The organism is Actinophytocola gossypii (genome assembly GCF_025165815.1).
Lineage (GTDB): Bacteria > Actinomycetota > Actinomycetes > Mycobacteriales > Pseudonocardiaceae > Actinophytocola > Actinophytocola gossypii.
The window spans coordinates 1-22,900 of sequence record NZ_JAFFZE010000009.1 but is presented as its reverse complement, the minus strand read 5'-3'; the positions used below and the strand labels follow the sequence as shown (position 1 = coordinate 22,900).

Sequence of the window (22,900 nt, the reverse complement as noted above, 5' to 3'; positions counted from 1 at the left end):
TCTGCCGCGGCGCCTCGACGCCCCCGACGTCACCGACGATGCGCCAACGGGGCGGTGCTGTCGCGCGCGGCGGTGAGCACGTCCAGGATCGCGCGGGTCTGGGTCCACGGGACCGGGCTCGTCCCGGTGCGCACCAGGTCGAGGAACGCCTCGATGGTGGCTCGGTAGCCCAGCCCCTCGACCGGGTCCGGTCCCGGCTCGATCACGGTCGTGGCCACGCCGGCGCGGGTGTGCACGGCGACGGTGTAGGACTCGACGTCGGTCGCGCCGATCACCTCCACGGTGCCGGGGACGCCGTCGTCCCAGCTCAGGGCGAGCACGGCGGTGTCCTCGGACCGCAGGCCGGTGTGCTGGCGCAGCGCGGTGGTGACGCCGGCGAGCCGCACCTCCGGGCCGAGCAGCGACACCAGCAGCTCGAGCCCGTGGATCCCCATGGTGACCAGGGTGCCGCCGCCCGCCGCCGGGTCGTCCTGCCAGGGGTTGTAGCCGGACGCCCACAGGCTCACGTCGTGCCGGACGGTGGCGCGAACGGCGAGCACGTCGTCCCGGTCGACCGACCAGTCCCGGAACGCGGGCGCGAACCGCAGCACCGACGTCGACATCACCCGGTGGGGTGCGACCGCGGCGACGCCGTCGATCCGCCGGAGCTGCTCCGGGGTGGCCGCGGCCGGCTTGTTGACCAGACACGGCAGATCGGCGGCGAGGACCAGGGCCAGGGCGTCGGCCAGGCCCGGTGTCGGCACCGTGAGCACGACCCCGTCCGGCTCGGTGGCGAGCAGCTCGGTGAGGTCCCGGGTGAACCGCGCCGTCGGGTGCTCGGCCTGGAACCTGGCCCGCCGCTCCGGGTCGTCCTCCCAGGCGACCAGCTCGGCGTGCCCGGCGAGGGTGCCGGCGTCGGTGAACGGATGGCTGGTGGCCAGTCCGGCGAGCGCGATCCGCATGGTCACACCCTAGTTTCGGCGAGCGTCCGCCAGGTAGTGAGCACGTCGGACCGCTCGGCCGGGTCCAGGTCCGGGCCGTGCGCGTCGCCGGCGTGGTCCGGCGGGATCCGCTGCTCGGCGGCGGCGATCCAGAGCATCCGTTGCACGTAGCCGTCGTAGGGCGGGCGGAACGTGACCGACGCGAGCGCGTCCAGCCGGCGGGAGGCGACCACGAACTCGTCGAACCGGCCGGCGACGTGGGCGTCCAGCACACCGGCGGTCAGCGGCACCGCCGCGGCGGCGATCCCGACCAGGGCGGCGTCGGCGCCCCACATGAGCGACGGCCCGAACATCCGGTCCTCGCCGGTGATGGCGAGCCGGCCCGCGTCCCGGGCCGCGGCCAGCGCGGCCTGGCAGGCGATCGCGTCGTGCAGCCGGGCGGTCTTCACCCCGGCGACCCCGGGGTGGGCGAGGAGCGCGTGCAGGTCGGTGTCCTGGTAGGGCGCGGTGTAGAGGTCGAAGGCGACGAGCGGCAACCCGGTGGCCCGCCACAGGGCGTCGTGCCGGTCGAGCGGGTCCGGTGACGGGAACACCAGCAGCGCGTCCGCGCCACCGGCGGCCGCGAGCTCGGCGGCCGCCAGGGTCGCGGCGGGGGTGTCGCCCGGGCCGCCGACGCCCACGACCACGGGCACGTCGAGCGACCGCGCCCGGCGCACGAGGAGATCCCGGGTGGTGGGGTCGAGGTACGGGCCGCGTCCGGTGTGCGCGCACACCGCCAGGCCGCCGGCGCCGTCGGCCACCAGGCCGGCGAGGTACGCGTCGACGACGGCGGCGTCGACGCGGCCGCCGCCGTCCGTCGGGGTCGCGGCGGCGGCCACCAGCCGACCACGAAGCCGGCCGGCCAGCTCGGCGACCCGCTGGTCGGGCTGCATCGCCTCAACCTACCGGTGTCGCCGGTCAGCCCTTGAGCCCGCTCATCGTGATGCTGTTCACCAGGTACCGCTGCAGCAGCCAGAAGACCAGCAGACACGGCACCACGCTGACCGTGGCGGCGGCCATCAGCTCGGCCGTGGTGACGTTCTGACCGTGCAAAGTGGCCAGTCCGACGGTCAGCGTGCGCATCTCGTCGCTCTGCGCCACGACCAGCGGCCACAGGAAGTCGTTCCAGTGCCAGAGGAACACGAACACGCCGAGGGTCGCCAGGATGGGCTTGGTCAGCGGCAGCACCAGCCGCCAGAAGACCCACCACTCCGACGCGCCGTCGACCTTGGCCGCGTCGAACAGCTCGTCCGGCAGGTCCCGAATGAACTGTCGCATCAGGAACACCGCCTGCGAGTTGGCCAGCGTGGGAACGATCAGCCCCCAGAACGTGTCCACCCCGTCCAACTCGGTGACCAACACGAACATCGGGATCAGCATCGCCTGGAACGGCACCATGAGGGTGGCCAGGAACGACCACAGCAGCACGTCCCGGCCCGGGAAGCGCTTCTTGGCGAACGCGTAGCCGGCCATCGCCGCGGTGATCAGGATGACCACCACCGACGCGACCGAGTAGATCGCCGAGTTCAGCGTCCAGCGGACCATGCCGTGCGAGGACAGCACGCCGGTCAGGTTCTCGGTGGTCAGCTCGCTCGGCATCTCCTGCGGGATGCTCTGCACGTCCGGCGGCGAGAGCGCGAGCAGCAGCATCACGAGGAACGGCGCCACGGTGAGCAGGGCGATGACCGCCAGCAGCGCGACCAGTGCCCACTGCTGGGGTGTGCGGTGGGTGCGCGTGGTCATTTCGTCTCCCGGTCGAGCAGCCACCGCTGGACCAGTGAGATCACCAGGATGACCACGAACAGGCCGATGCCCATGGTCGCGGCGTAGCCGAAGTCGAAGAACTGGAAGCCCTGGTCGAACAGGGCGTAGACGAGGCTGTAGCTGGCCCTGGTCGGGCCGCCGCCGGTCATCACGTAGATGGTGTCGAACACCTGGAACGCGGCGATCGTCTCGATGACCACCACGAAGAACAGCACCGGACGCAGCTGCGGGAGCACGACGTACCGGAACCGCTGCCAGGTGCCGGCGCCGTCGACCCGGGCCGCCTCCAGATAGGACGTGGGGATCGACTTGAGCCCGGCCAGCAGGATCAGCATCGAGTACCCGAACCCCCGCCAGGCGGCGACCACCGCCAGCGAGGGCAGCACGAGCTCCGACTCCTGGAGGAACCCGACCGGCTCCAGGCCGAACTTGACCAGCAACCCGTTGATCAGCCCGTCGAACTCGTACACCCAGCGCCAGATCACGCCGGCGAGCACGAAGCTGGTCACGTACGGCAGGAACAGCACGCCCCGGAACAGGCCCCGGGCGAACACCAGCGCGTTGAGCAGCAACGCCGTGCCGAGCGCCGCGCCGACGGTGAGCGGAACGTAGATCACCGCGTACACCAGCGTGACCCGGAGGCTGGCCAGGAAGACCGGGTCGGACAGCAGCCGGCTGTAGTTCTCCAGGCCGACCGGGTCCCACTGGCCGTTGATCCGGTAGTCGGTGAAGCTCATCCCCACCGACCCGGCGATGGGCAGGAATCGGAACACCACGAACAACACGAGCATCGGCAGCACGAACAGCAACCCGGTGGCGGGCTCCCGTAGTCGTGCGCGCCAGGGGCGGCGGTCCGGTGCGCGGCGCCGCCGGTCCGCCGCGCGCCCGGTCCCGCCGGACTTGGTCCTGGTCCGTGTCCCGACCACGCGTGTCACCCGGCGAGGATGGGGTTCGCCTCGGCGGCGGCGTCGGCCAGCGCCTGCTCGGGCGTCTTGTCCCCGGTCAGCACGGCCTGGACCTGCGGGGCCAGGATCGACATCACCTGCCGGGCCTGCGGGTGCGCGTCGCCGGGGTAGGCGTGCTCGAGCGCGTCGGCGAACACGTCCACGTGCGGACCGTCGGCTGGCATGTCGACATCGGACCGCGCGGGGAAGAAGCCGGACGCCTCCGCCAGCTTCGTGGCGGTCTCGGCGCTGGAGACGAACCGGAGCACCTCGGCGACCGCGTCCTGGCTCTCGGTCGCGTGCGACACCACCAGCGAGCCGGGGATGCCGAAGGTCACCTGCTCCTCGCCGGTCAGCGGCGGGATCGGCACCGCGGTGTCCGCGCCGAGGGAGTCGATCAGCTGGTTGGCCGTGGCCAGGTCGGCCGCCTGCAGGACACCGCTCTCGCCGCTGGTGAACGGCCGTCCCTCCAGGGAGTTCTTGACCGTCGGCGCGTCCGGCGGCAGCCCGCCGGCCTCGCGGAGGTCGGCCAGGAACTGGAGCGCGGCCACACCGGGCGCCTGGTCGAAGGCCACGGACTTGCCGTCGTCGGCGAAGATCTGGCCGCCGGCCTGCCACAGCAGGGGGTAGAAGGTGAGGTTGAGGGTCTCCTCCGGGTCGCCCGGGTAGTCGAAGACCGGGATGCCCTTCTCGGCCAGCGGGCCGGCGGCGGCCAGCAGGTCGTCCCAGGTCGCCGGCGGCTCGGTGATGCCGGCCTCGGCGAACACCTTCTTGTTGTACACGGGCGTCACGACCGTGTGGTAGATCGGAACGCCGTACAGCGTGCCGTCGACGCTGAGGGACTCGACGGCGTTGGGCAGGAACGCGTCGACGGAGTCGGCGACCATGTCGTCCACCGGCACCAGCGAGCCCTGCTCGGCGTGCTGGGGGATCTGGTCGGGACCGAGCAGGACGATGTCGAAGCCGGTGCCCGAGGCGAGCGCGGTCGAGATCGTCTCCTGCCGGCCGTCCCAGGGCTGGAGCTCGATGGTCAGGTCGATGTCGGGGTTGGCGTCCTCGAACTCCGTCTCGAACTCCGACCAGAACGTGCGGCTGGCCTCCTGGTCGGCGATGACCGGGTACATCCACATGGTGACCGAGGAACCGTCACCGGCCTCGGAGTCCCCGCATGCCGCGCCGAGCAGGCCGATCGAGAGCGCCAGGCCGGCCAGTGCCACCTTCCTCATGGGCGCGTCCTTCCTAATAGCGGTCCGGGCCGAAATATAGAACCGGAATCTATGGGAAGGGTTTGCCCGCGTCAATAGGCCCGTCGACAGGCTCACGGGCGCGGCACGGCGATCCCGAACAGCTCCGCGGCGTTGCGCCACAGCATCAGCTCCCGCTCGCGGGCGTCCAGGCCCGCGTCGGCGACCACGCCCAGCGACACCGCGGGGTCGATGAGGGTGGCGTCGGTGCCGAACAGCAGCTGACCGGTTGGCACGCGGTCCAGGGCGAACCGGACCTTCCCTCGGTCGGTGATGGAGCAGCACGGCTCCAGGTAGAGCCGGTCGCAGCGGGCCGCAGCGGCGACCCCCTCCCGCCAGGCCGGGCCACCCATGTGCCCGGCGACCAGCCGCAACGAGGGCTCGGCGGCCAGCACGTCCACCAGCGCCCAGACGTCGGCGCCCCAGGTGTGCACGAGGGCGGGCACCCCGGCGGCGGCGACCAGCCGGAGGGCGTCGCGCATCGCCGTCGACCCCAACCCCTGGGCCGGGTAGGTGGTGTGGATCTTGACGCCGAGGAACCTCCCGCCCGGCAGGTAACGCTCGAGGTCGGCCTCGGCGGCCCGCAGGTCGGTCGGGTTGACCGTGACGTACCCGTACAGCCTCGGCCCGTCGGCCGGCCACCGGTCCAGCACGTCGGCGAACCACCGGTTGCCCGACACCGCGTCGTAGGTCACCGCCTCCGACGCCGAGACGATCGCGGCGTCGATGCCGTACCGGCGCATCAGCGTCTCGCCGAGGCCGGGATCGCCGACGTCCATGGCGAAGAACCACGGCCCGGCGTGCGCGTGCACGTCGATGATCACGTCAACCAGCCTTCCGCCGTGCCGTGGCCGACCTGGTCCCACTCCCCCGGCGTCAGATCGGCCAACCGGAACCGGAGAGCCGACGGGGTCACGTCGGAGCGCGGCAGCCCCGACCCGTAGGCCAGGTGCCGTGCCCCGACCTCGGCGACCACCCGCTCGATCGAGTCCGGGGCGTTGAGCAGGCGGGCGGAGGCCACGAAGCCCGGCTCGTCCCGGGCGAGCAGCACGAAGTCGGCGAGGTGGTAGGCGTGCACGTCGAGGAAGCAGACCGACGCGCTCCGGCCGGCGAACGGCCGCCAGAACCGGCGCACGTCGCCACTGGTGAGCACGGTCATCCCGCGCTCGGCGGCCAGCGCGGCCACGTGCCGCAGGCCGGGGAAGTCGGGCTCGGCGCCCTGCTCGGCGCAGAACAGCCGCAGCAGGCGGACCCCGGCGCCGGCCAGGCGGTCCAGCTCGGGCTCGGCGGTCAGGGCGTCGCGGAGGTCCACGGTGCCGACCGGGACCAGCCGCGGGTCGGAGGTCGCGAGCAGCTCGTCGTTGCCGGTGCGGGCGTCGAACAGGCCGCCGCGCAGCGACCCGAGCAGGGCGCGGTCGAGGCCGTGGGCGTCGAGCAGCCGGAGCACCGCGGGCAGGCTCGCGTCCACGTCGTGCCGGCTCGGGATGCGGCCGAACAGCACGTCCACGTCGACGCCGATGCGCTCCCGGCCGGGCGGGATCGGGGGTAGCAGGCTGCTCAGGTCGGTCTCCCGGTTCCTCGGATCGCTGATCGGAAGGCGCTGGCGATCGCGTCGACGTGCTCGTCGGTGTACCGCTCGTTCCAGTCCACGACGACGAGCGTCCGCTCGATCATCCGCTCGGCCCGCGGGCAGCGGCCCGGACCGTATCCTGGCACGGCGTCGGCGGGTGGGCTGGTCAGCGGGTACCGGCTCGACCCGTAGACCGGCGCGGTGGTCAGTGCCAGCGCGCAGTGCAGCCCCTCGGCGAGGTACCCGGCGCGGGCGGGGATCCCGGCCGCGACGAGCCGGGCCGCCCACGCCTGGTTGTCCGGGCCGGTCTCCGGGTCGACCACGAACGGGAACAGCCACCACGCGTGCCGGTCGACGTCACCCGGCACGGTGATGCCCGGAACGTCGGCGACCGCGGCCACCAGGCGTGCGGCCAGCCGCCGCCGGGCGGCCAGGACGCCGGGCAGCTTCACCAGCTGTGCCCTGGCCACGGCCGCCTGCAGCTCGGTCATCCGGTAGTTGACCCCGAAGCTGACGTGGTGCCGGCCGGTGTCGCGGGGCCAGCCCTTGTCCGCGAACAGCCGCATCCGGCGGGCCAGCGCGGCGTCGTCGGTGACCACGAGCCCGCCGTCGCCGCAGGTGATGTGCTTCCACTGCTGGAGGCTGAAACAGCCGGCGACGCCCGTGGTGCCGGCCAGCCGGTCGTCGGCGGTGCGGGTGAGCCAGGCCTGGGCGCAGTCCTCCACCAGCGCGAGCCCGTGCCGGTCGGCGACGGCGCGCAGCTCCGCGGTCGGGGCGGCGGCGCCGAACAGGTGCACCACCACGATCGCCCTGGTTCGCGGGCCGATCGCCGCGGCCACCGCGGCCGGGTCGAGGTTGCCGGTCAGCGGGTCCACGTCGGCGAACACCGGCACCGCGTTGCAGGCGAGGATCGGCGCCACGGTGCCGAAGTCGCTGATCGGCGAGGTGACGACCTCGTCGCCCGGGTCGAGCCCGAGGCCGGCGAGGGCCAAGTGGATCGCCGCGGTGCCCGAGCTGGCGGCCACCGCGTGCGCCACGCCGTGCAACTCGGCCATCGCGGCCTCCAGCGCCGGCACCTCGGTGCCCCAGACGCCGGAGAGCATGCCCGAGTCGATCACCCGGCGCAGCGCGGCGACCTCCTCCTCACCGAGGGTGCGCCCCGCCGCCTCGGCCACACCGGGAAAGCGGATCCCGGTCATGTGTTCTCGGTCCAGCGGTACAGGCGGGCGCCGCGGGCGAAGTACAGCCGCCCGTCGTCGTCGGTGGCCAGGTGGGCGACGCCGCCGTCGGCGAGTTCGGTCGCCCGCCAGGTTCGGGTGTCCACATGCCACAGCGAGCCCGCCGTCGCGACGTACGCGGACCGGCCGCGCAGGACGAGGCCCCGCTCGGTGCCGTACCGCGTCGACCCGCCGCCGAACAGCTCGGCGGACCGGATCACCCGGTTCGCCCCGGGGTGGTAGACGAACAGCGTCCGGTCGGCGAGCCCCCAGATCCAGCCGCGGCGGTCGACGGTGAGCGCGCTGATCGCCTTCGAGCCGGGGACCGGGGTCACCGCCGACACCACCTGCCCGGTGTCGGGGTCGAAGACGAACAGCTTCGCCTCGGTGGCCACCGGGTCGATGCCGTAGCCCCCGTACACCGACGTGCCGCCGTAGAGCAGGCCGCGGTGGGTGGCCAGCGACACCACGCTCTGGTCCGGGACCACGTCGCGGTGCACGGTCACCTCACCGGTGGCCGGGTCCCACAGGGACAGTGCCCCGCCGAGCCTGCCGGAGACCGGCACACTGCCGACGGCCATCCGGTCGCCGACCTGGGCGAAGGCCTGCGGGCGGTCCTGCTCGGCGCCGAGTTCCACCGCGGGCCCCGGGTTGGTGCCGTAGTCCCACGGCTGGTCGAGGTCGTAGTCGAGCAGGTGCGCGTGCGGGTAGCGGCCGTAGACCAGGCGGTCGTCGTAGGTGCCGAACCCCTCGACCTGCCCGGCCGACGGGAGCACCGTGGTGGCGCCGGTGGCCGGGTCGAACCGCGCCATTCCGGGCGGCGACAGGAACGCGCCGACGTAGATGGCGCCGTCCGGGCCGCGGCCGAGTGCCTGGACCGGGCTCGGCGCGCCCTCCAGGTCGGACTCGCCGAGGTAGCGGGTCGCCCCGGTGGTCGGGTTCCAGACGTAGATCCGGCCGTAGTAGTAGGTCATCGCCAGGGACTCGCCGGGGAAGTCCGGGTCGTCCAGGTCGATCCAGGCCCAGGTGCCGGGGAACGCGTTCGGTCCCCAGCCGATCGGCACCCAGGAGTGGGTGTCCAGGTGGTAGCGGACGATGCCGTGCGCGGCGATCCGGAAGTAGACGTGCTCACCCGCCGGGTCGAGCGGGGAGATGGCCCGCCCGGAGATGCCGGGCACGATGTCGACGAACTCGGCGGTGGCCGTGTCGTAGACCAGCAGGTCGTTCGACGGCTGCACCCGGACGAACAGCTGGTCGCGGGCCAGCGTCATGTCGTAGACGACCTCGTGGACCGCGTACTCCGCCGGCAGGTGGATCCGGGTCACCGCGCCGGTCGCCCGGTCGAACCGCGCCAGCCGGGCGTTGGGCTGGGTGCCGAAGTAGACGTGCTCGTCGGTGACGACCAGTGAGCGGCCGTAGGTCTCGCCGGGCAGTACCTGCCCGTGGTCGGTGACCTCGCCGGTGGCCGGGTCGTAGGAGATCAGCTTCCCGCCGGGGTAGGTGCCGCCGTAGACGACGCCGTCGGGGGCGGCCGCCAGCCGCCAGATGCCCTCGCCGTCGACCGGGGTGCCGAGCGCGGTCACGGCCGGGTCGCCGGGCCGCCACCGGTACAGCTCCCCGGTGGTCATGCCGAAGTAGACCGCGCCCTCGGCGGTGGAGAACGTGCTGGCCCAGCTGTGCACGCCGGCCGGCAGCCGCTCGCCGAAGACCACCTCGCCGGAGCGGATGTCGGTGACCTGGAACATCGCCGGGGTCTCGTCGTTCCCGGCGGTGACCCAGTACGCCTGCGGGCGCCCCCGCGCGTCCACCCCCTGCGACTGGTCCTGGGAGAGCACCCGGCCGGCGATCGGGTACCCGAGGTCCTCCTCGACGCCGGTGACCGGATGGCCGGGACGGTTTTCCGCTGTGGCGCCCGGTACGAGCACCGTCGCCGTGGCGACCAGGGTGGCGAGCAGCACGGCCAGTCTCATCCGACCTCCCATTTTCGGTCTTGGCCGTAATAAGCTAACTTTGCCGGCAGGGGAAAGCAACATCCGGTGGAGGCGAGCGTGCGGGTCGTGCTGATCGGCGGCGGCGGCATGGTCGGCCGCCTGCTCTGCGCCCACCTGGCCGGCCGGCACGACCTGGTCGTTGTCGATCCCGCCACCCCCGGACCGCCGGGCGTCACCCATGTCGCGGCCGACGTGACCGGCGAGGGCGCGCTGGACGTGCTGGCAGGGGCGGACGCCGCGGTCCACCTTGCCGCGGTGGTGCCTCGGGCGGGCGAGACGGCCGATCCCGCGCGGGTCACGGCCGCGTTCGCCGTCAACGTCGGCTCGGTCCACCTCGGTCTCGCCGCGGCCCAGCGGCACGACCTGGCGGCGTTCGTCCACATCAGCAGCATGTCGGTGCACGCGGACTACGGCCGCCGCCCGATCGACCCGACCGCGCCGCCGGACGCCACCGAGCCGTACGGGTTGTCCAAGCGCCTCGCCGAGGACGTGTGCCTGGTCCTGTCCGCCCGGCGGTCCCGGCCGTCGGTCTGCTCGCTGCGGCTGGCCTACCCGACGCCGGACGCCGACTGGCCGGCCTGGCGGCGGCCCGACAGCGGCCGGCTCGACCGGCCCCGCCTGGCCGACGGCACCCCGGTGGCCGCGCTGGCCGGCACCGACCTCGCCGCCGCGGTCGAGGCCGCGTTGCGGTACCGGGGCGGGTACCGTGCCGTCCCGATCGTGGGCGACCCGCGCACCCTCGACCGCGACGAGCCGAACGTGCTGGGCTGGACCCCGGCCCGGATCCACTGAGGAAGCGCTGAGGAGCCGCCGATGGCCCTGGTCGACCTGCCGCTGGAGCAGCTGTGGCGCTACCGGCCCGACCGCGAGGAACCGGCCGACTTCGACGCGTTCTGGAACCGGACCCTGGCCGAGGCCCGAGAGTTCCCGCTCGACCCGGTGCTGCGCCGGCAGGACGGCCCGCTCACGCTCGTCGACGCCTTCGAGGTCGAGTTCACCGGCTTCGGCGGGCACCGGATCGGCGGCTGGTTCCTCCGCCCCAGCAACCGCCCGGAGCCGCTGCCCTGCGTCGTCCGCTACCTGGGCTACACGGTCGGGCGGGGCCGACCGCACCAGTGGCTGAGCCTGCCGGCGTGCGGGCTCGCCACGCTGGTGATGGACACCCGCGGCCAGAGCGATACCGCGGATCCGGCGGGCGGCAGCGGGGCCGAGGTGCCGGGCTTCCTCACCCGCGGCCTGACCTGCCCGGAGACCTACTACTACCGGCGCGTCTACGTGGACGCCGTGCGCGCGGTCGAGGCCGCCGGGTCGCTGCCGGGGGTCGACCCGGCGCGGATCGCGGTCGCGGCCGGCAGCCAGGGCGCCGGGGTCGGCCTGGCGGTCGCCGGTCTGGCCTCGGCGCGGCTGCGCGCGGTGCTGCTGGACGTGCCGTCCCTGACGATGTTCCGGCGGGCCACGGAGATCGGCGCCGCTGGCTCGCGCGCGGAGCTCGTCGCGTACCTCAAGGCCAACCGGGGGCGGGAGGACGACGTGTTCGCGACGCTGAGCTACTTCGACGGCGTCAACTTCGCCGCGCGGGCGCGGGTGCCGGCCTGGTTCTCCGCCGCGCTGATGGATCCGGTGTGCCCGCCGTCGACCGTCTTCGCCGCCTACCACCACTACGCGGGCGACAAGCACATGCGGGTCTGGCCCTACAACGGCCACGAGGGCGGCGGCGGCGATCAGGAGGCCGAGCACCTGGAGCTGCTGGCCTCCCTGCTCGGCGATGAGCGATAGCATTGCGGATGGGACCGGAACCTGACAGGAATCGGATGGCGTGATGCGGCTCACCATCGGGGTTGTCGGCCCCGACGACCTGGTCGACGACGTGGCCGCCACCTGCGAGGAGCAGCCGGAGGTCACCGCGCTGCGCTTCGACTACGACCACGAGTCGCGGGCACCGGAGCTGGTCGAGGCGCACGCGCCGGAGGTCGACGGCTGGCTGTTCACCGGGATCGTGCCGTACCTGCTGGCGCGGGACGCCGGGCAGCTGACCCGGCCGGCCGCGTTCGTCGACTACTCCGGCGACACCCTGCTCAGTGCCCTGGTCCGGCTGCAGCACGCCGGGCACGACGTCACCCGGCTGTCCATCGACACGCTGCCCACGGCCGACGTCACGGGGGCGTTCCGGGACGCCGGGCTGCCGGCCGACGGAGTCGGTACCCAGCCGTACCGGCAGAGCCTCACCACCGAGTCGCTGGTCGCGTTCCACCGAGGCAACCCGTCCCGGCTGGCGATCACCTGCCTGAACTCGGTGTACGAGCAGCTGCGCGACGAGCTGACCGTGCTGCGGCTGGTGCCGTCGACGCACTCCGTCCGGCTCGCGCTGCGCCAGTTGCTGCCGGCCGCCGAGGGGCAGGTCACCGAGGACGCCCAGATCGTGCTGGGCCTGGTCGAGGTGGCCGACGACGAGGGCCTGCTGCGTGAGGCGGCGGCGCTCGGCGGGACCGTGGCCGCCTACCGGGCCGGCGTCCACCTGCTGGTGACGACGCGGGGACCGCTGCACGAGGTCACCGGCGGGTTCACCGGGCTGCCGATGCTCACCCGGCTCGCCGCCAACCAGTCGGTGGTCCACATCGGACTCGGCATGGGCCGCAGCGCGGCCGAGGCGGAGAGCCTGGCCCGCCGCGCACTGGCCCGCGCCCGCCGGATCGGCGACGTGGCCGCGGTGCTGTGTCTGCGAGCCGACACCGACATCGTGCTGGAGGGGACGACCCAGCGCACCGCGACCCCGAACCTGGGGGTGCTGAGCCGGCGCGTCGGCCTGTCGACCGCGACCCTGGAGAAGCTGTACGCGGCCGCGGACGCCGGTGGCGGTGAGCCGCTGAACACCCGCGAGATCGCCGACCGGCTCGGCGTCCAGCAGCGGACCGCCCGGCGCATGCTGAACCGGCTGGAACTGGCCGGGCTGGCCGAGCGGACCGGCAGCCAGGCCAGCGGCGGCAGCGGCCGTCCGCTGACCCTGTACCGCCTCACCCTGCGTCCGTGAATGCCCTTCAGGCCAGCCAGCGGTCGAGGTGGGCGGCGACGAACTCGTCGTCCTGGAGCCACGGGTAGGCGGCCAGCACGCGGTCGATCTCGGCGAGCTGGCCAGGGGACAGGTCCTCGTCCGGGTCGAGGCACCAGCGGCCGGCGAGCAGCCCCTGCCGGCGCAGCACCTCGTGGATGCCGGGGATGCACCCGTGGAAGCCGTGCGCGGCGTCGAAGATCGCCGCGTTGGCGTCGGTCAGGTGGCCGTCGAGGGTGAGCAGCCGGCGGGTCTCGGCCAGGTCGCCCGCCCTGGCCAGCCTGCTCCGTTCGAGCAGTTCGACCGCCCGCCGCGCCCACAGCGACCACTGGCCGAGCAGCCCGCCGACGAACTCCACGTCGGTACGGCGGCCGCCGACCACCACCTGGTGCGGGGTGACCAGGTCGGCCAGGATGTGGTCGTCGTTGCCGGTGTAGAGCGACACCTCGCCCTCCCGGCCCGCCTCGCACACCCCGTGCAGCACGTCGAGCGTGCGGTACCGGTTGAACGGCGCCACCTTGATCCCGACCACCGCCTCCACGGCCGCCAGCCGGGTCCAGAAGGCGCGGGAGAGCACCCGGCCACCGACGGACGGCTGCAGGTAGAAGCCGATCACCGGCAGCACCGAGCCGACCGCCCTGGTGCGGTCGAGCAGCCCGTCCTCGTCGAGGTCGGGATCGGGGGCGAGCAGGACCATGTCGTAGCCGAGCGACGCGGCCAGCTCGGCCTCGGCCACCGCCTGGCCGGTCGGGCCGACCACCCCGGCGACGAGCACCGTCCGCCGGTCGTACTCGCGCGTGGCCTCGGCGGCCAGTTCCAACACCGGCGCCAGCATCCCGGTGCCGTGGATGGCGAACTGGGTGGTGTGCACCCCGACCGCCAGCCCGCCGGCACCGGCCTCGACGTAGTACCGCGTCAGCGCCCGCTGCCGGCGTTCGTCCAGCCGGCGCTCGGCGGTGAGCGCCAACGGGTGGGCCGGGATGACCATTCCGCCCCGGAACAGCTCGCGCGCCGACGCGGGTTCGGCGACCGCCGCTGGCAGGGACATCTCGTTCTCCGTGGTCCGCACCGCTGCTAGAACCGCCCGTCCCGACGCTCGAACTTGGTGGGTTTGTCCAGTAGTGGGCCGCCCCCGGCGACCCAGCGCGCGGTGTGCTCGACCAGCTCAGCGGGCGTCAGCTCCGGGTAGCCGAACAGCCGCAGGCAGCGCGCCGCGTTGGACAGCAGCGCGGTCGGCGCCTCCGTGCCGGTCAGCTCCGCCGCGCGCCCCAGCTCGGCGGCCAGCGCCTCGGCCGCCCAGCGTACCGACACCACCTCAGGGCCGGTCACGTTGAGCACCGCTGGCGGGTTGTCGGCCAGCCGCAGGGCGCGCAGGGTGACCTCGTTCGCGTAGCCCTGCCAGACGACGTTGACGCTGCCGGTGGTGACGTCGATCGGCTCCCCGGCGAGGATCTTCCGAGCGAGGTCGACGAGCACCCCGTAGCGCAGCTCGACCGCGTAGTTGAGCCGGATCAGCGCCATCGGGGTGCCGTCGCGCTCGGCGAAGTGGGTCAGCACCCGCTCCCGGCCGAGGCAGCTCATGGCGTAGTCGCCGACCGGGCCGACCGGCGTCGCCTCGGTGGCGCCGCCGCTGCCGGCCGGGACGAACGGGTAGACGTTCCCGGTCGACAGCGCCACGATCCGGCTGCCCCGGAACCGGTCGGCGACCCGGCCGGGGAGGTAGGTGTTGGTGAACCAGGCGGCGTGCTCGCGCCCCTCGGTGCCGAACTTGGCGCCGACGAGGTAGACGACGTTCGCCGCGTCCGGCAGGTCGCGCAGCGCCGCCTCGTCGGCGAGGTCCGCGCGGACCGCCACCGCCCCGGCCTCCTCGATCCGCGCGGCGAGGCGCGGATCGCTGAAGCGGGACACCGCCAGCACCCGCTGCTTGGCCGGTAACGCGTTGCGCGCCAGCCGGACCAGGCTCGGGCCGAGCTTGCCGCCGGCACCCAGCACCAGCACGTCGCCGTCGAGCGCGGCGAGGTCGTCGAGCAGGCCGGCGCTGGGTGTGGCCAGCCGTTCGTCGAGCTCGGCTTCGGTTCGCATGGAGCCCCTCCCCTCATTTACGGACCAGACCGTAATTGAGCGCGGGGAACGCTGTCAAGCGCCGCCCGTTCCCGAGGTCGCCCGGGGGTCGGTCAGCACGCGTTCGAGTGCGGCCAGGACGTCGCGAACCCCGTCGGGACCGGCCATCAGCACGTTCTGCCGCAGCCACACCACCGACGCGCCGGCCCGGTCGACGGCCGGGGTGGGAAGTACGACGGCCCGCTCGGCGACGGGCGTGAGCCGGCCGAGGCCGGGGTAGCCGGCGTCGACCGGCACGCCTTCGGCCGCCATCGCCCGGACCACCCACGGTTTGTGCACGTCCTCGTCCAGCCGCAGCATCAGCAGGTGCCGGGTGTCGCGGTCGGTGCCAGCCGGGTCGGCGACGACCCGCACCGGGAGGCCGGCCAGCGAGTCGGACAGCCGGCGGGCGAAGTCCTCGCGGCGGTCGATCTCGGCGTCCAGCCGGTCCAGCCACGGCAGCAGCAGCGCCGCCTGGAGCTCGGTCATCCGGAGGTTCCAGCCCAGCTCCGCGTGGTGGTACCAGGCACCGCCGCGGACCCGGCCCAGGTTGCACACCGACCAGGCCGCGTCGGCGACCGCGCCGTCGGCGGTGGTGACGATCCCGCCCTCGCCGGCCGTCATCGCCTTGCTGGACTGGAAGCTGAACGTCGCCACGTCGCCGAGGCAGCCGACCGGCCGTCCCCGGTAGCCGGCGCCGTGGGCCTGCGCGGCGTCCTCGACGACCGCCAGGCCCTTCCGGCGGGCCAGCGCGGCCAGCTCGTCCATCGGAGCCGGGCTGCCCGCCAGGTGCACCGCCATGACCGCCCTGGTCCTGGCGGTGAGCGCGGGCTCCACCGTCGCCGCGGTCAGGTGCAGGTGGTCCGGGTCGACATCGGCGATCACCGGTGTCGCCCCGAGGAGCAGTACCGACGACGCGCACGCCACGAACGTGTAGCCCGGCACGACCACCTCGTCCCCCGGCCGCACCCCGACGGCGTGCAGGGCCGCGAACAGGGCGAGCGTCCCGTTGGCCACGGCGACGCCGTGCGCGCACCCGTGGCGGGCGGCGAACGCCGAGGTGAACTCGTCGCACCGGCGCCCGCTGGTGGATCCCCAGTCGCCGCCGTCGACGACCTCCCGCAGCAGGGCGTGCTGCGCGTCGTCCGCGGCGGGCGGCCACCGCGGCCAGTCCCGGTTCCGTACCGGCGCGCCACCGTCGATCGCCAGCATCTCCCTCACCCTCCGTCGTGTCGTGCTCGCGAACCCAGCAGCCGGGCGGCGTTGCCGCCGAGTACGAGGTCGCGGTCGGCCGGGGACAGCCGGGCGTGCACGACCTTGCCCAGGCCGACCCGTGGATCCAGGAAGCACGCGTCGGTCCCGAACAGCACCTTGTCCGCGCCGGCGACCGCGACCAGGTGCTCCAGCCACCGGGCGGTCAGGCGCGACCCGCAGATCTCCAGGTGGAGCCCGTCGTGGGCGGCGGCCAGCTCGGCGGCCCTGGTGAACCCGTCCGGCCACAGTCCGGCGTGACCGGCGAGCAGGCGCAGCCCCGGATGCCGCCGGACCGCCTCGGCGAGGTCGCCCGGGTCGGAGTGGTCGGAGCGGGTCTGCCCGTGGCACAGCACGGGAACCCCGCGCTCGGTCGCGAGCCGCAGGTACGGCGTGTACCGCGAGTCCAGCACGGAGCACTCGTGCACGTCGGGGTGCAGCTTGAGCCCCCACACGCCCGGCTCGTCGAGCTGCTCGGCGACCACGCTGTGGCCGTCCCGGTCGTGCGGGTCGGCGACCAGCCACACCCCGAGCCGCCCGCGGTGCCGGCGAGCCAGGTCGAGCGCCATCCGGTTGCCCAGCCGGGTGTCGTACCCGATCGCGACCAGGTGGGAGACGCCGACGGCGTCGATGCCGATCCGCGTCGCGGTGGCGACCAGCCAGTCGGCCGACGGCTGGGGGACGAAGAAGTCGCCCCAGGTGCCGACGTGGCCGTGGGCGTCGATGATCACCAGGGCCACCTCGTTCCGATGAGGGCCCGCGCGCTGCCGGCGGCGATCATCGCGACGTCCGCCGCGGGCAGGTCGAGGTGCTCGAGCAGGAAGCGGGCGCCCGCGTCGTCCCAGCGCGGCGCGCCGGTGCCGAACACCAGCCGGTGCGCGCCGTAGCGGCCGGCGAGCCACTCGACACCGCCCGCGGTCACCACGGTCCCGGTCTCGACGTGTACGCCGGGGAAGGTCTCCAGCAGCTCACCCAGCCGGCGCAGTTCCCGGTAGCCGGGGCTGAGCACCAGGATCCGCAGCCCGGGGTGGACGGCCGCCAGCGCCGCGACGACCGGCAGCCCGCACTCGGCGGCGTCGATCGCGACCGGGATGCCGTGCTCGGCCAGCCGCGGCCACCAGCGGACGGCGACCGGGCCGAGCGGGTCGAAGCGGTGCCGTACCGGGCAGGCCCGCACCAGCGCCGGCGACGCGGCGAGCACGTCGTCCACGGTGGCTGGCCAGCCCGCACCGGCCACCGCCGGGACGATCACCGGGACCGCGAGCGTCCGCGGGCCGGCGACCGTCCCGGCGGCCTGGCGTGCCGCCGGGTCGGCCGGGTCGCCGAACAGCTCCGCGGTGCTCGTCGCCGCGCACGCGTCGATGTCCAGGTGGTCGAGCTCGGCCAGCAGACCGTCGGCGGTGACCCCGGCGGGGGTGTTCGGGAGCTGGCCGAGGAGCCGGTGCGCGTCGAAGACCCGCACGGCCTCACCGCCCGACATCGGACCGGGCCGCGGTGACGGTGACCGCGCGGCTCTCCCGCGCGGTGAACAGGCCGTCGGCCCGCCACGCCGCGGCGAGCCCGTGCACCGTCCGGACGAAGTCCCCGTGCCCGGCGAACGGCGCCTCGAGCCACACCTCGTCGAGGAACGTGCACCCGTCGTCCTGGGCGCCGTTGGGCACGCGGGAGTCCGCCTCGCCGAACACCACCGTGTCGTGCTCGGTCCGCGCGGACGGTGCGGGCACCGTGAAGTCGGCGGTCAGCGCCCGGCCGGTGAGCACGCGCTTGATCTCCACGCGGTTCTCGCCCGGCGGGGCGTCCCCCGGCAGGGTGAACGGGTGGCTCAGCGTGCCGTCCGGGCCGGCGTGCACCGACCCGAGGTAGGTGGCGGAGGGCCGCAGCCACACCTCGACGAGTTCCCCCGGCCCGAACCCGGCCAGCTCGACGGGCCGCTCCCCGCACGGCGGCGCCGGGTCGCCAGGGATCGACACGCTCGCGGCGGGCCGGGCGCTCGGCGTGTACTCCCACACGCGGGGGTCACGGGCCAGGTAGATGTTGCCGTTGTTGTGCAGGAACCCGTACGAGACCGGCCGGAACCAGCGGGCGCGGTCGAGGGTGGTCGGGTCGATCTTGTACATGGACCGCTGGGTGACGACGTGCGGCAGCCCGTCGTACGGGTCGATCCACAGCCGGGAGCCGACCCAGGCGTGGTCGACCTCGTCCCACGGGTATTCCCCGTAGTTGCGGACCGCCTCGACCCGCCGGGTGCCGGGGTCGAGCCGGAACACGGTCACCGGGGTGTGGCTCCACAGCTTGCCGTCGTTGTCGAAGGCCAGCTCGCCGAGCGCGCCCTCGCCCGGCACCGGCGCGACCTGCCACAGCTTCTCCCGGCGCTCGACGTCGTAGGCGAACACGACGGCGTCGGGGTCGGTCGGCCGCGGGCCGCCCGCACCGCCGTAGACCGAGGTGCCCCCGTACAGCACCCCGTCGCGGAAGGCCAGCGAGACGACGCTGTGCCCGGGCACCACATCGGTGAACCAGTGCTCCCCGGTGTCCGGGTCGAGCAGCGTGAGGCCACCGCCCGCGCCGCCGTTGCGGGCCACCGTGCCGATCGCGAGGTAGCGACCCGCCGAGCTGAGCGCGAACGGGCGGGACTGCCCGTGCAGGTCGTACAGGCTCAGCATGTGCCGCGGGTTCGCCCCGGGTTCGGCCGGCCGGTCCGGGTCGTAGCGGTAGATGTCGCCGCCGGGGTAGGTGCCGATCCACAAGGCGCCGTCGTGGGTGGTCATCCCCTCCGCCTGCCCGACCTCGGGCGCGAACCCGCGCTTCTCGCCGGTCTCCGGGTCGTAGCCGGCCAACCCGCCGGCGAGGAAGGAGCCGGCGTACAGCAGGCCGTCCGGCCCCTCGGTGATCGACCGGATCGGCGCGGGCGCGGCCACCGCGTCGGCGACCCGGTGCTCGACGGCCCCCGTCCCCGGCGAGTACACGAAGTAGCGCCCCTGGTGGTCCAGCCCGACCAGGCTCGCCCCCGGCCGGCCGTCCTGCCCGAGTTCGAGGAACCCGAACCCGCGAACGTCGCCGACGCCGGTGACCCCGGTCGACGACCAGGTCCGGGTGGACAGGTCGTAGCGGTGCAGCGCCCCGTCCTTGGTGAAGTAGACCGAGCGCTCGTCCGGCGCCACCGGGGACACGGTCAGCCCGTGCGCACCGGGAACCGTGTCGATCCACTCCCCGGCGACGACGTCGTAGACGTGCAGCGGGCGCGGGCTCCCGTCCGGACTCGCTCGGACGAACAGCAGGTCCCCGCGCAGGTCGAGGTCGTAGACGTAGTCGAGTTCGCGGGCCGGCTCCGGCAGCGGGACCTCGCGCCGGTCACCGGTGTCGGCGTCGATCTCGACCAGCCGAGGGTGCGCGCCCGTGCCGACGTAGACCGTGCCGCCGCCGACCGCGATCGACCGTGCCAGGAGGTTCTCCTGACCCGCCCCCAGGGCACCGAGATCGGTGGTGTCGCCGGTCGCCGGGTCGAACCGGAAGGCGTGCGCGTCGAACTGCCCGGTACCGCCGTACACCCGGCCGTCCTCGTCGATGTCGAGCGACCAGATGAACGTCTCGCCGGGGATCTGCTGCCCCAGATCCTCGACGGCGTCGGCGCCGGGCGTCCACCGGTACAGCCGGCCCTCGGAGTACGAGCCGACGTAGACGTCCCCGTTCGGCGCGCTCGCCACCGCCCAGGACCCGGACGCACCCGGCAACGGGAACTCGTGCTCCCGTTCCCCGGTCCGCGCGTCGACGACGCTGAGCACCGCCGGCGAGCCCGAGGAGACCAGATAGAGCCACGGCTGTCCGTCGGGACCGTGCCCGAGCGCCGATCCGGGCGCGGTGACCGAGGCGAGCGGCAACGGCCCGATCTCGTGGAACACCGGGTAGTCGACGGCGGCCGCACGGGGCGCCGCCGGGGCGGTCAGGGCGACACACACCGCCGCGACGAACAGGCTCAGGCCACGTCGCATGACGCCTCCTTTTCGGTCCTAGCCGTTATGGACCGTAACACCACGCTCCGGATCTCACGAGCCCTCGAATTACGGTCTTTACCGATATTGGTGCTCGGGGTTAGAGTGCCCGCCACCCGGCTCCGCACCGCCCAGGAGGACCGATGAAACGCACGATCGCCGCCGTTTCCAGCCTCGCCCTGGCCGCTCCACTGGTGCTGACCGCACCGGCCGGGGCCGGCCCCGCCCCCGCGGCGGACCGTGTCGTCGAGATCGGCACGCCCCTCCAGGACGTGCTGCTCATCGGCGGCGTCGTGGCTCCCGGCCCGGACGGCCGCACCGTCCTGTGGAGCGCCTCGTCCGGCGAGCCGGCGCACCTCAGCGCGGTGGACCCCACCACCGGCGACGTGCTCGCCCGCTACCCGCTGTCCGGCGCCGGCGGCTCCTGGGCGGTCACCGCCGCCCCGGACGGCAGCGTCTACGTCGGCACCTACGGCTCGGCCAAGCTGTTCCGCTGGACCGAGGACACCGGCCTCACCGACCTGGGCACGCCGGTCGACGCCGGCTTCGTCTGGGACGTCGCCACCGACGACGACTCGGTCGTCTACGGCGGCACGTCCCCCGGCGGCACGCTCTTCTCCTACGACCCGGCCACCGGCGAGTACCGCGACTACGGCCGACTGGACCCCGAGCGGAGCTACGTCCGCAGCGTCGACACCCACGGCGACACCGTCTACGCCGGCACCGAGAACCCCGCCCGCGTCTACGCCGTCGACACGGACACCGGCGAGCGCCAGGCCCTCCCGGTCCCGCCGGACCTGGCGAACCACGAGGAGGCGTGGGCCTACGACGTGGACGTGGTCGGCGACCACCTCTACGTCCGCTTCGGCGAGGCCTTCCCGTCGCCGCTGTACGTGTGGGACATCGCCGAGGGCCAGTGGGTCGACCGGATCGACGACGCCCACGGCCTGGAGCCCTCCCCCGCCGACGAGAACGGCCACGTCTACCTGATCCGCGCCAACGAGCTGGTCCGCTACGACCCGGCGACGGGCGAGGTCACCGGCACCGGCGTGCCGTTCACCGGCCGGGTGGCCAACACCCGCGGCATCGGCTGGGCCGAACTGGACGACCCCGACCACCCCGGCAAGACGCTGGTGGGCCTCCTCTGGCGCGGCACGATGTTCCGCTACAACCCGACGACGGGAGCGTCCTCGTTCGTCCCGACCGACATCCAGGGCGAGCCCATCGACATCACCGCGATCTCCGAGGGCCCGGACGGCCGCGTGTACACCGGCGGCTTCCTCAACGGAGGCTTCGCCGCGATCGACCCCGGGTCAGCCGAGATCGAGGAGTTCCACACGTTCTCCCAGTCCGAGGGCATGCTCAACCACGACGGCCGCCTCTACGTCGGCGCCTACCCGGACGCGCGCCTGTACTCCTACGATCCGGCACTCCCCTGGCACAGCCCCGAGTACTCCCCCCACCCCGAACCGGGCCACGACGACAACAACCCGGAGCGCCTCTTCGACCTCAAGGCCGACCGCCAGATCCGCCCCAGGGCCCTGACCAGCGCCGGCGACCTGGTGGCCGTCGGCACCATGGCCATCCTGGGTGAGCTGTCCGGCGTCCTCGCCGTGTACGACCCCGCCACCGGCGAGCTCGTGACCCGGGAACGCGGCGTCGTCACCGACCAGGGCATCACGTCCCTGGCCTACCAGGACGGCATCCTCTACGGCGGTACGACGATCTACAGCGGACACAGCGCCACCCCGCCCACCCAGACCGAGGCGAAGGTCTTCGCCTGGTCAGTGGCGGAGAACCGCAAGCTGTGGGAGTTCGTCCCGGCCCCCGGCAAGCCCGCCATCCCGGCCCTGACCTTCGCCGCCGACGGTCGCCTCTGGGGCACCGCCGGCCAGGACGTCTTCGCCATCGACGTCGCGGCGGCCGAGGTGGTCGACCGCCACAGCTACGGCCCCAGCGACAGCTCGTCCGGCTCCCTGACCTTCAACCCCGCCGACGGCCTCCTCTACGGCAGCCTCGCCGGAGACGCCCTCTTCACCCTCGACCCCGAGGACGGAACCCGCACGGTCCTCCACGACACCCAGATCGGCCACCTGGCCGTGCACAGCTCCGGCGACGTCTACTTCAGCACCGGCAGCACCCTGTTCCGCTACGACGCACCGTTCTGCGCCACCAGCGGCACAACCCCCGACACCCGCCCGCACGTGGTGGTGGGCGACATCGACTCCGGCGTGTCGAACCACCAGGTCGGCGCCGACTGCACCGTCAACGACCTGATCCTCGACGACCGCACCTGGCCCAACCACGGCCGCTTCGTCCACCACGTCAGGTCCGTCACCAGCCAACTGGTGGCCGAGGAGACCATCGAGAAGTGGGAAGCACAACGCATCGTCCGCGCTGCCGCGCGCAGCGACATCGGCCGCTGACCCCTCGACCGGCTCCTGGTCGCGGCGAGCCGGTGAGGTAGTCCGAGGGTGATCCCTCGTCCTTGCTGGTCAGCGGGCACCGGAGCGTGCTCGCTGCCAGCACTGGTCATGTTCTCCCGCCCAGCGGGTCAGCGCCTGCGGCGCAGCTTGTCCGCGGCCTGCCGGGCGCGCTCACGTTTGCGCGGGTCCTTCGCCATGTCACGCGCCTTGTTGGTCATCTGCTGCCCCTTGGGGCTGCGCAGATAGCCCTTGATCCGGTTCAACAAGCCAGCCATCACGGTCTCCTTCCGTCGGTCGCAGAGGCAAGGCGTACCCGACACCGCCGGCCCCAACCCCCCGACGTCGCGTGTTGCCGGATGCGCTGCACCGCTCCTCCGCGAGACGCGGCGGGGGGGGGGG

Annotated in this window: 20 protein-coding genes; 4 read left to right on the top strand and 16 right to left on the bottom strand. The window is 73.7% G+C overall.

Annotation, left to right across the window (positions count from 1 at the left end; genetic code table 11):
• Positions 1-29: 29 nt before the first annotated feature.
• The 9 genes from JT362_RS08325 to JT362_RS08285 all read right to left on the bottom strand — a co-directional run bounded on the left by JT362_RS08325 (position 30) and on the right by JT362_RS08285 (position 9,668).
• Positions 30-941, bottom strand: a complete 912-nt coding sequence (locus JT362_RS08325) for a Gfo/Idh/MocA family protein (RefSeq protein ID WP_260190480.1) — start codon at positions 939-941, stop codon at positions 30-32.
• A 2-nt stretch (positions 942-943) separates the two neighbouring features.
• Complete coding sequence (locus JT362_RS08320; RefSeq protein WP_260190479.1) at positions 944-1,852, bottom strand: dihydrodipicolinate synthase family protein; 909 nt, start codon at positions 1,850-1,852, stop codon at positions 944-946.
• Between the two features lie 25 nt (positions 1,853-1,877).
• Positions 1,878-2,702, bottom strand: coding sequence for a carbohydrate ABC transporter permease (locus tag JT362_RS08315; protein ID WP_260190478.1), 825 nt, complete (start codon positions 2,700-2,702; stop codon positions 1,878-1,880).
• On the bottom strand, positions 2,699-3,658 hold the full coding sequence (locus JT362_RS08310) for a carbohydrate ABC transporter permease (protein WP_260190476.1): 960 nt from the start codon (positions 3,656-3,658) through the stop codon (positions 2,699-2,701). The genes JT362_RS08315 and JT362_RS08310 overlap by 4 nt, the downstream gene beginning before the upstream one ends.
• Entirely contained in the window at positions 3,655-4,893 is a 1,239-nt protein-coding gene (locus tag JT362_RS08305; RefSeq protein ID WP_260190475.1) for an ABC transporter substrate-binding protein, read from the bottom strand. The genes JT362_RS08310 and JT362_RS08305 overlap by 4 nt, the downstream gene beginning before the upstream one ends.
• 92 nt (positions 4,894-4,985) lie before the next feature.
• The gene (locus tag JT362_RS08300) at positions 4,986-5,735 is read right to left on the bottom strand and encodes an amidohydrolase family protein (RefSeq protein WP_260190473.1); all 750 of its coding nucleotides are present in this window, start codon (positions 5,733-5,735) and stop codon (positions 4,986-4,988) included.
• Entirely contained in the window at positions 5,732-6,418 is a 687-nt protein-coding gene (locus JT362_RS08295; protein ID WP_260190472.1) for an amidohydrolase family protein, read from the bottom strand. The genes JT362_RS08300 and JT362_RS08295 overlap by 4 nt, the downstream gene beginning before the upstream one ends.
• A gap of 50 nt (positions 6,419-6,468) precedes the next feature.
• Positions 6,469-7,680 carry a DegT/DnrJ/EryC1/StrS family aminotransferase gene (locus tag JT362_RS08290; RefSeq protein ID WP_260190471.1) on the bottom strand — a complete coding sequence of 404 codons (1,212 nt, stop codon included), beginning with the start codon at positions 7,678-7,680 and terminating at the stop codon, positions 6,469-6,471.
• The gene (locus tag JT362_RS08285; RefSeq protein ID WP_260190470.1) at positions 7,677-9,668 is read right to left on the bottom strand and encodes a hypothetical protein; all 1,992 of its coding nucleotides are present in this window, start codon (positions 9,666-9,668) and stop codon (positions 7,677-7,679) included. The genes JT362_RS08290 and JT362_RS08285 overlap by 4 nt, the downstream gene beginning before the upstream one ends.
• A 78-nt stretch (positions 9,669-9,746) precedes the next feature.
• Between JT362_RS08285 and JT362_RS08280 the strand changes: the two genes are divergently transcribed.
• The 3 genes from JT362_RS08280 to JT362_RS08270 are packed head-to-tail and all read left to right on the top strand — an operon-like array spanning position 9,747 to position 12,717.
• Positions 9,747-10,481 (top strand): NAD-dependent epimerase/dehydratase family protein, encoded by a 735-nt coding sequence (locus JT362_RS08280; protein WP_260190469.1) that lies wholly within the window; start codon positions 9,747-9,749, stop codon positions 10,479-10,481.
• 21 nt (positions 10,482-10,502) lie between these two features.
• A complete protein-coding gene (locus JT362_RS08275) occupies positions 10,503-11,465 on the top strand; it encodes an acetylxylan esterase (protein ID WP_260190468.1) in 963 nt (320 codons plus the stop codon).
• Positions 11,466-11,508: 43 nt separating this feature from the next.
• Positions 11,509-12,717 carry a helix-turn-helix domain-containing protein gene (locus JT362_RS08270; protein WP_260190467.1) on the top strand — a complete coding sequence of 403 codons (1,209 nt, stop codon included), beginning with the start codon at positions 11,509-11,511 and terminating at the stop codon, positions 12,715-12,717.
• Between the two features lie 7 nt (positions 12,718-12,724).
• Here the strand turns inward: JT362_RS08270 and JT362_RS08265 are convergent, their stop codons facing one another.
• From JT362_RS08265 to JT362_RS08240, 6 genes are read right to left on the bottom strand one after another with little or no spacing between them, the layout of a single operon-like run.
• Entirely contained in the window at positions 12,725-13,783 is a 1,059-nt protein-coding gene (locus JT362_RS08265) for a dihydrodipicolinate synthase family protein (RefSeq protein ID WP_260190466.1), read from the bottom strand.
• Positions 13,784-13,809: 26 nt separating this feature from the next.
• On the bottom strand, positions 13,810-14,817 hold the full coding sequence (locus tag JT362_RS08260) for an NAD-dependent epimerase/dehydratase family protein (RefSeq protein ID WP_260190465.1): 1,008 nt from the start codon (positions 14,815-14,817) through the stop codon (positions 13,810-13,812).
• A gap of 54 nt (positions 14,818-14,871) precedes the next feature.
• Positions 14,872-16,047, bottom strand: a complete 1,176-nt coding sequence (locus JT362_RS08255) for a DegT/DnrJ/EryC1/StrS family aminotransferase (RefSeq protein WP_260190464.1) — start codon at positions 16,045-16,047, stop codon at positions 14,872-14,874.
• A 5-nt stretch (positions 16,048-16,052) separates the two neighbouring features.
• Positions 16,053-16,817: an amidohydrolase family protein gene (locus tag JT362_RS08250; protein WP_260190463.1), complete on the bottom strand. Its 765-nt coding sequence runs from the start codon at positions 16,815-16,817 to the stop codon at positions 16,053-16,055.
• Positions 16,814-17,548 (bottom strand): amidohydrolase family protein, encoded by a 735-nt coding sequence (locus JT362_RS08245; protein ID WP_260190462.1) that lies wholly within the window; start codon positions 17,546-17,548, stop codon positions 16,814-16,816. Before JT362_RS08245 ends, JT362_RS08250 begins: the two co-directional genes overlap by 4 nt.
• A 4-nt stretch (positions 17,549-17,552) precedes the next feature.
• Positions 17,553-20,075 (bottom strand): ligand-binding sensor domain-containing protein, encoded by a 2,523-nt coding sequence (locus JT362_RS08240; RefSeq protein WP_260190461.1) that lies wholly within the window; start codon positions 20,073-20,075, stop codon positions 17,553-17,555.
• Positions 20,076-20,218: 143 nt separating this feature from the next.
• Here JT362_RS08240 and JT362_RS08235 point away from each other — a divergent pair, with 143 nt between their 5' ends.
• Complete coding sequence (locus JT362_RS08235; RefSeq protein WP_260190460.1) at positions 20,219-22,501, top strand: outer membrane protein assembly factor BamB family protein; 2,283 nt, start codon at positions 20,219-20,221, stop codon at positions 22,499-22,501.
• A 128-nt stretch (positions 22,502-22,629) separates the two neighbouring features.
• Here the strand turns inward: JT362_RS08235 and JT362_RS08230 are convergent, their stop codons facing one another.
• Positions 22,630-22,776, bottom strand: coding sequence for a hypothetical protein (locus JT362_RS08230; protein WP_260190459.1), 147 nt, complete (start codon positions 22,774-22,776; stop codon positions 22,630-22,632).
• Positions 22,777-22,900 lie beyond the last annotated feature (124 nt).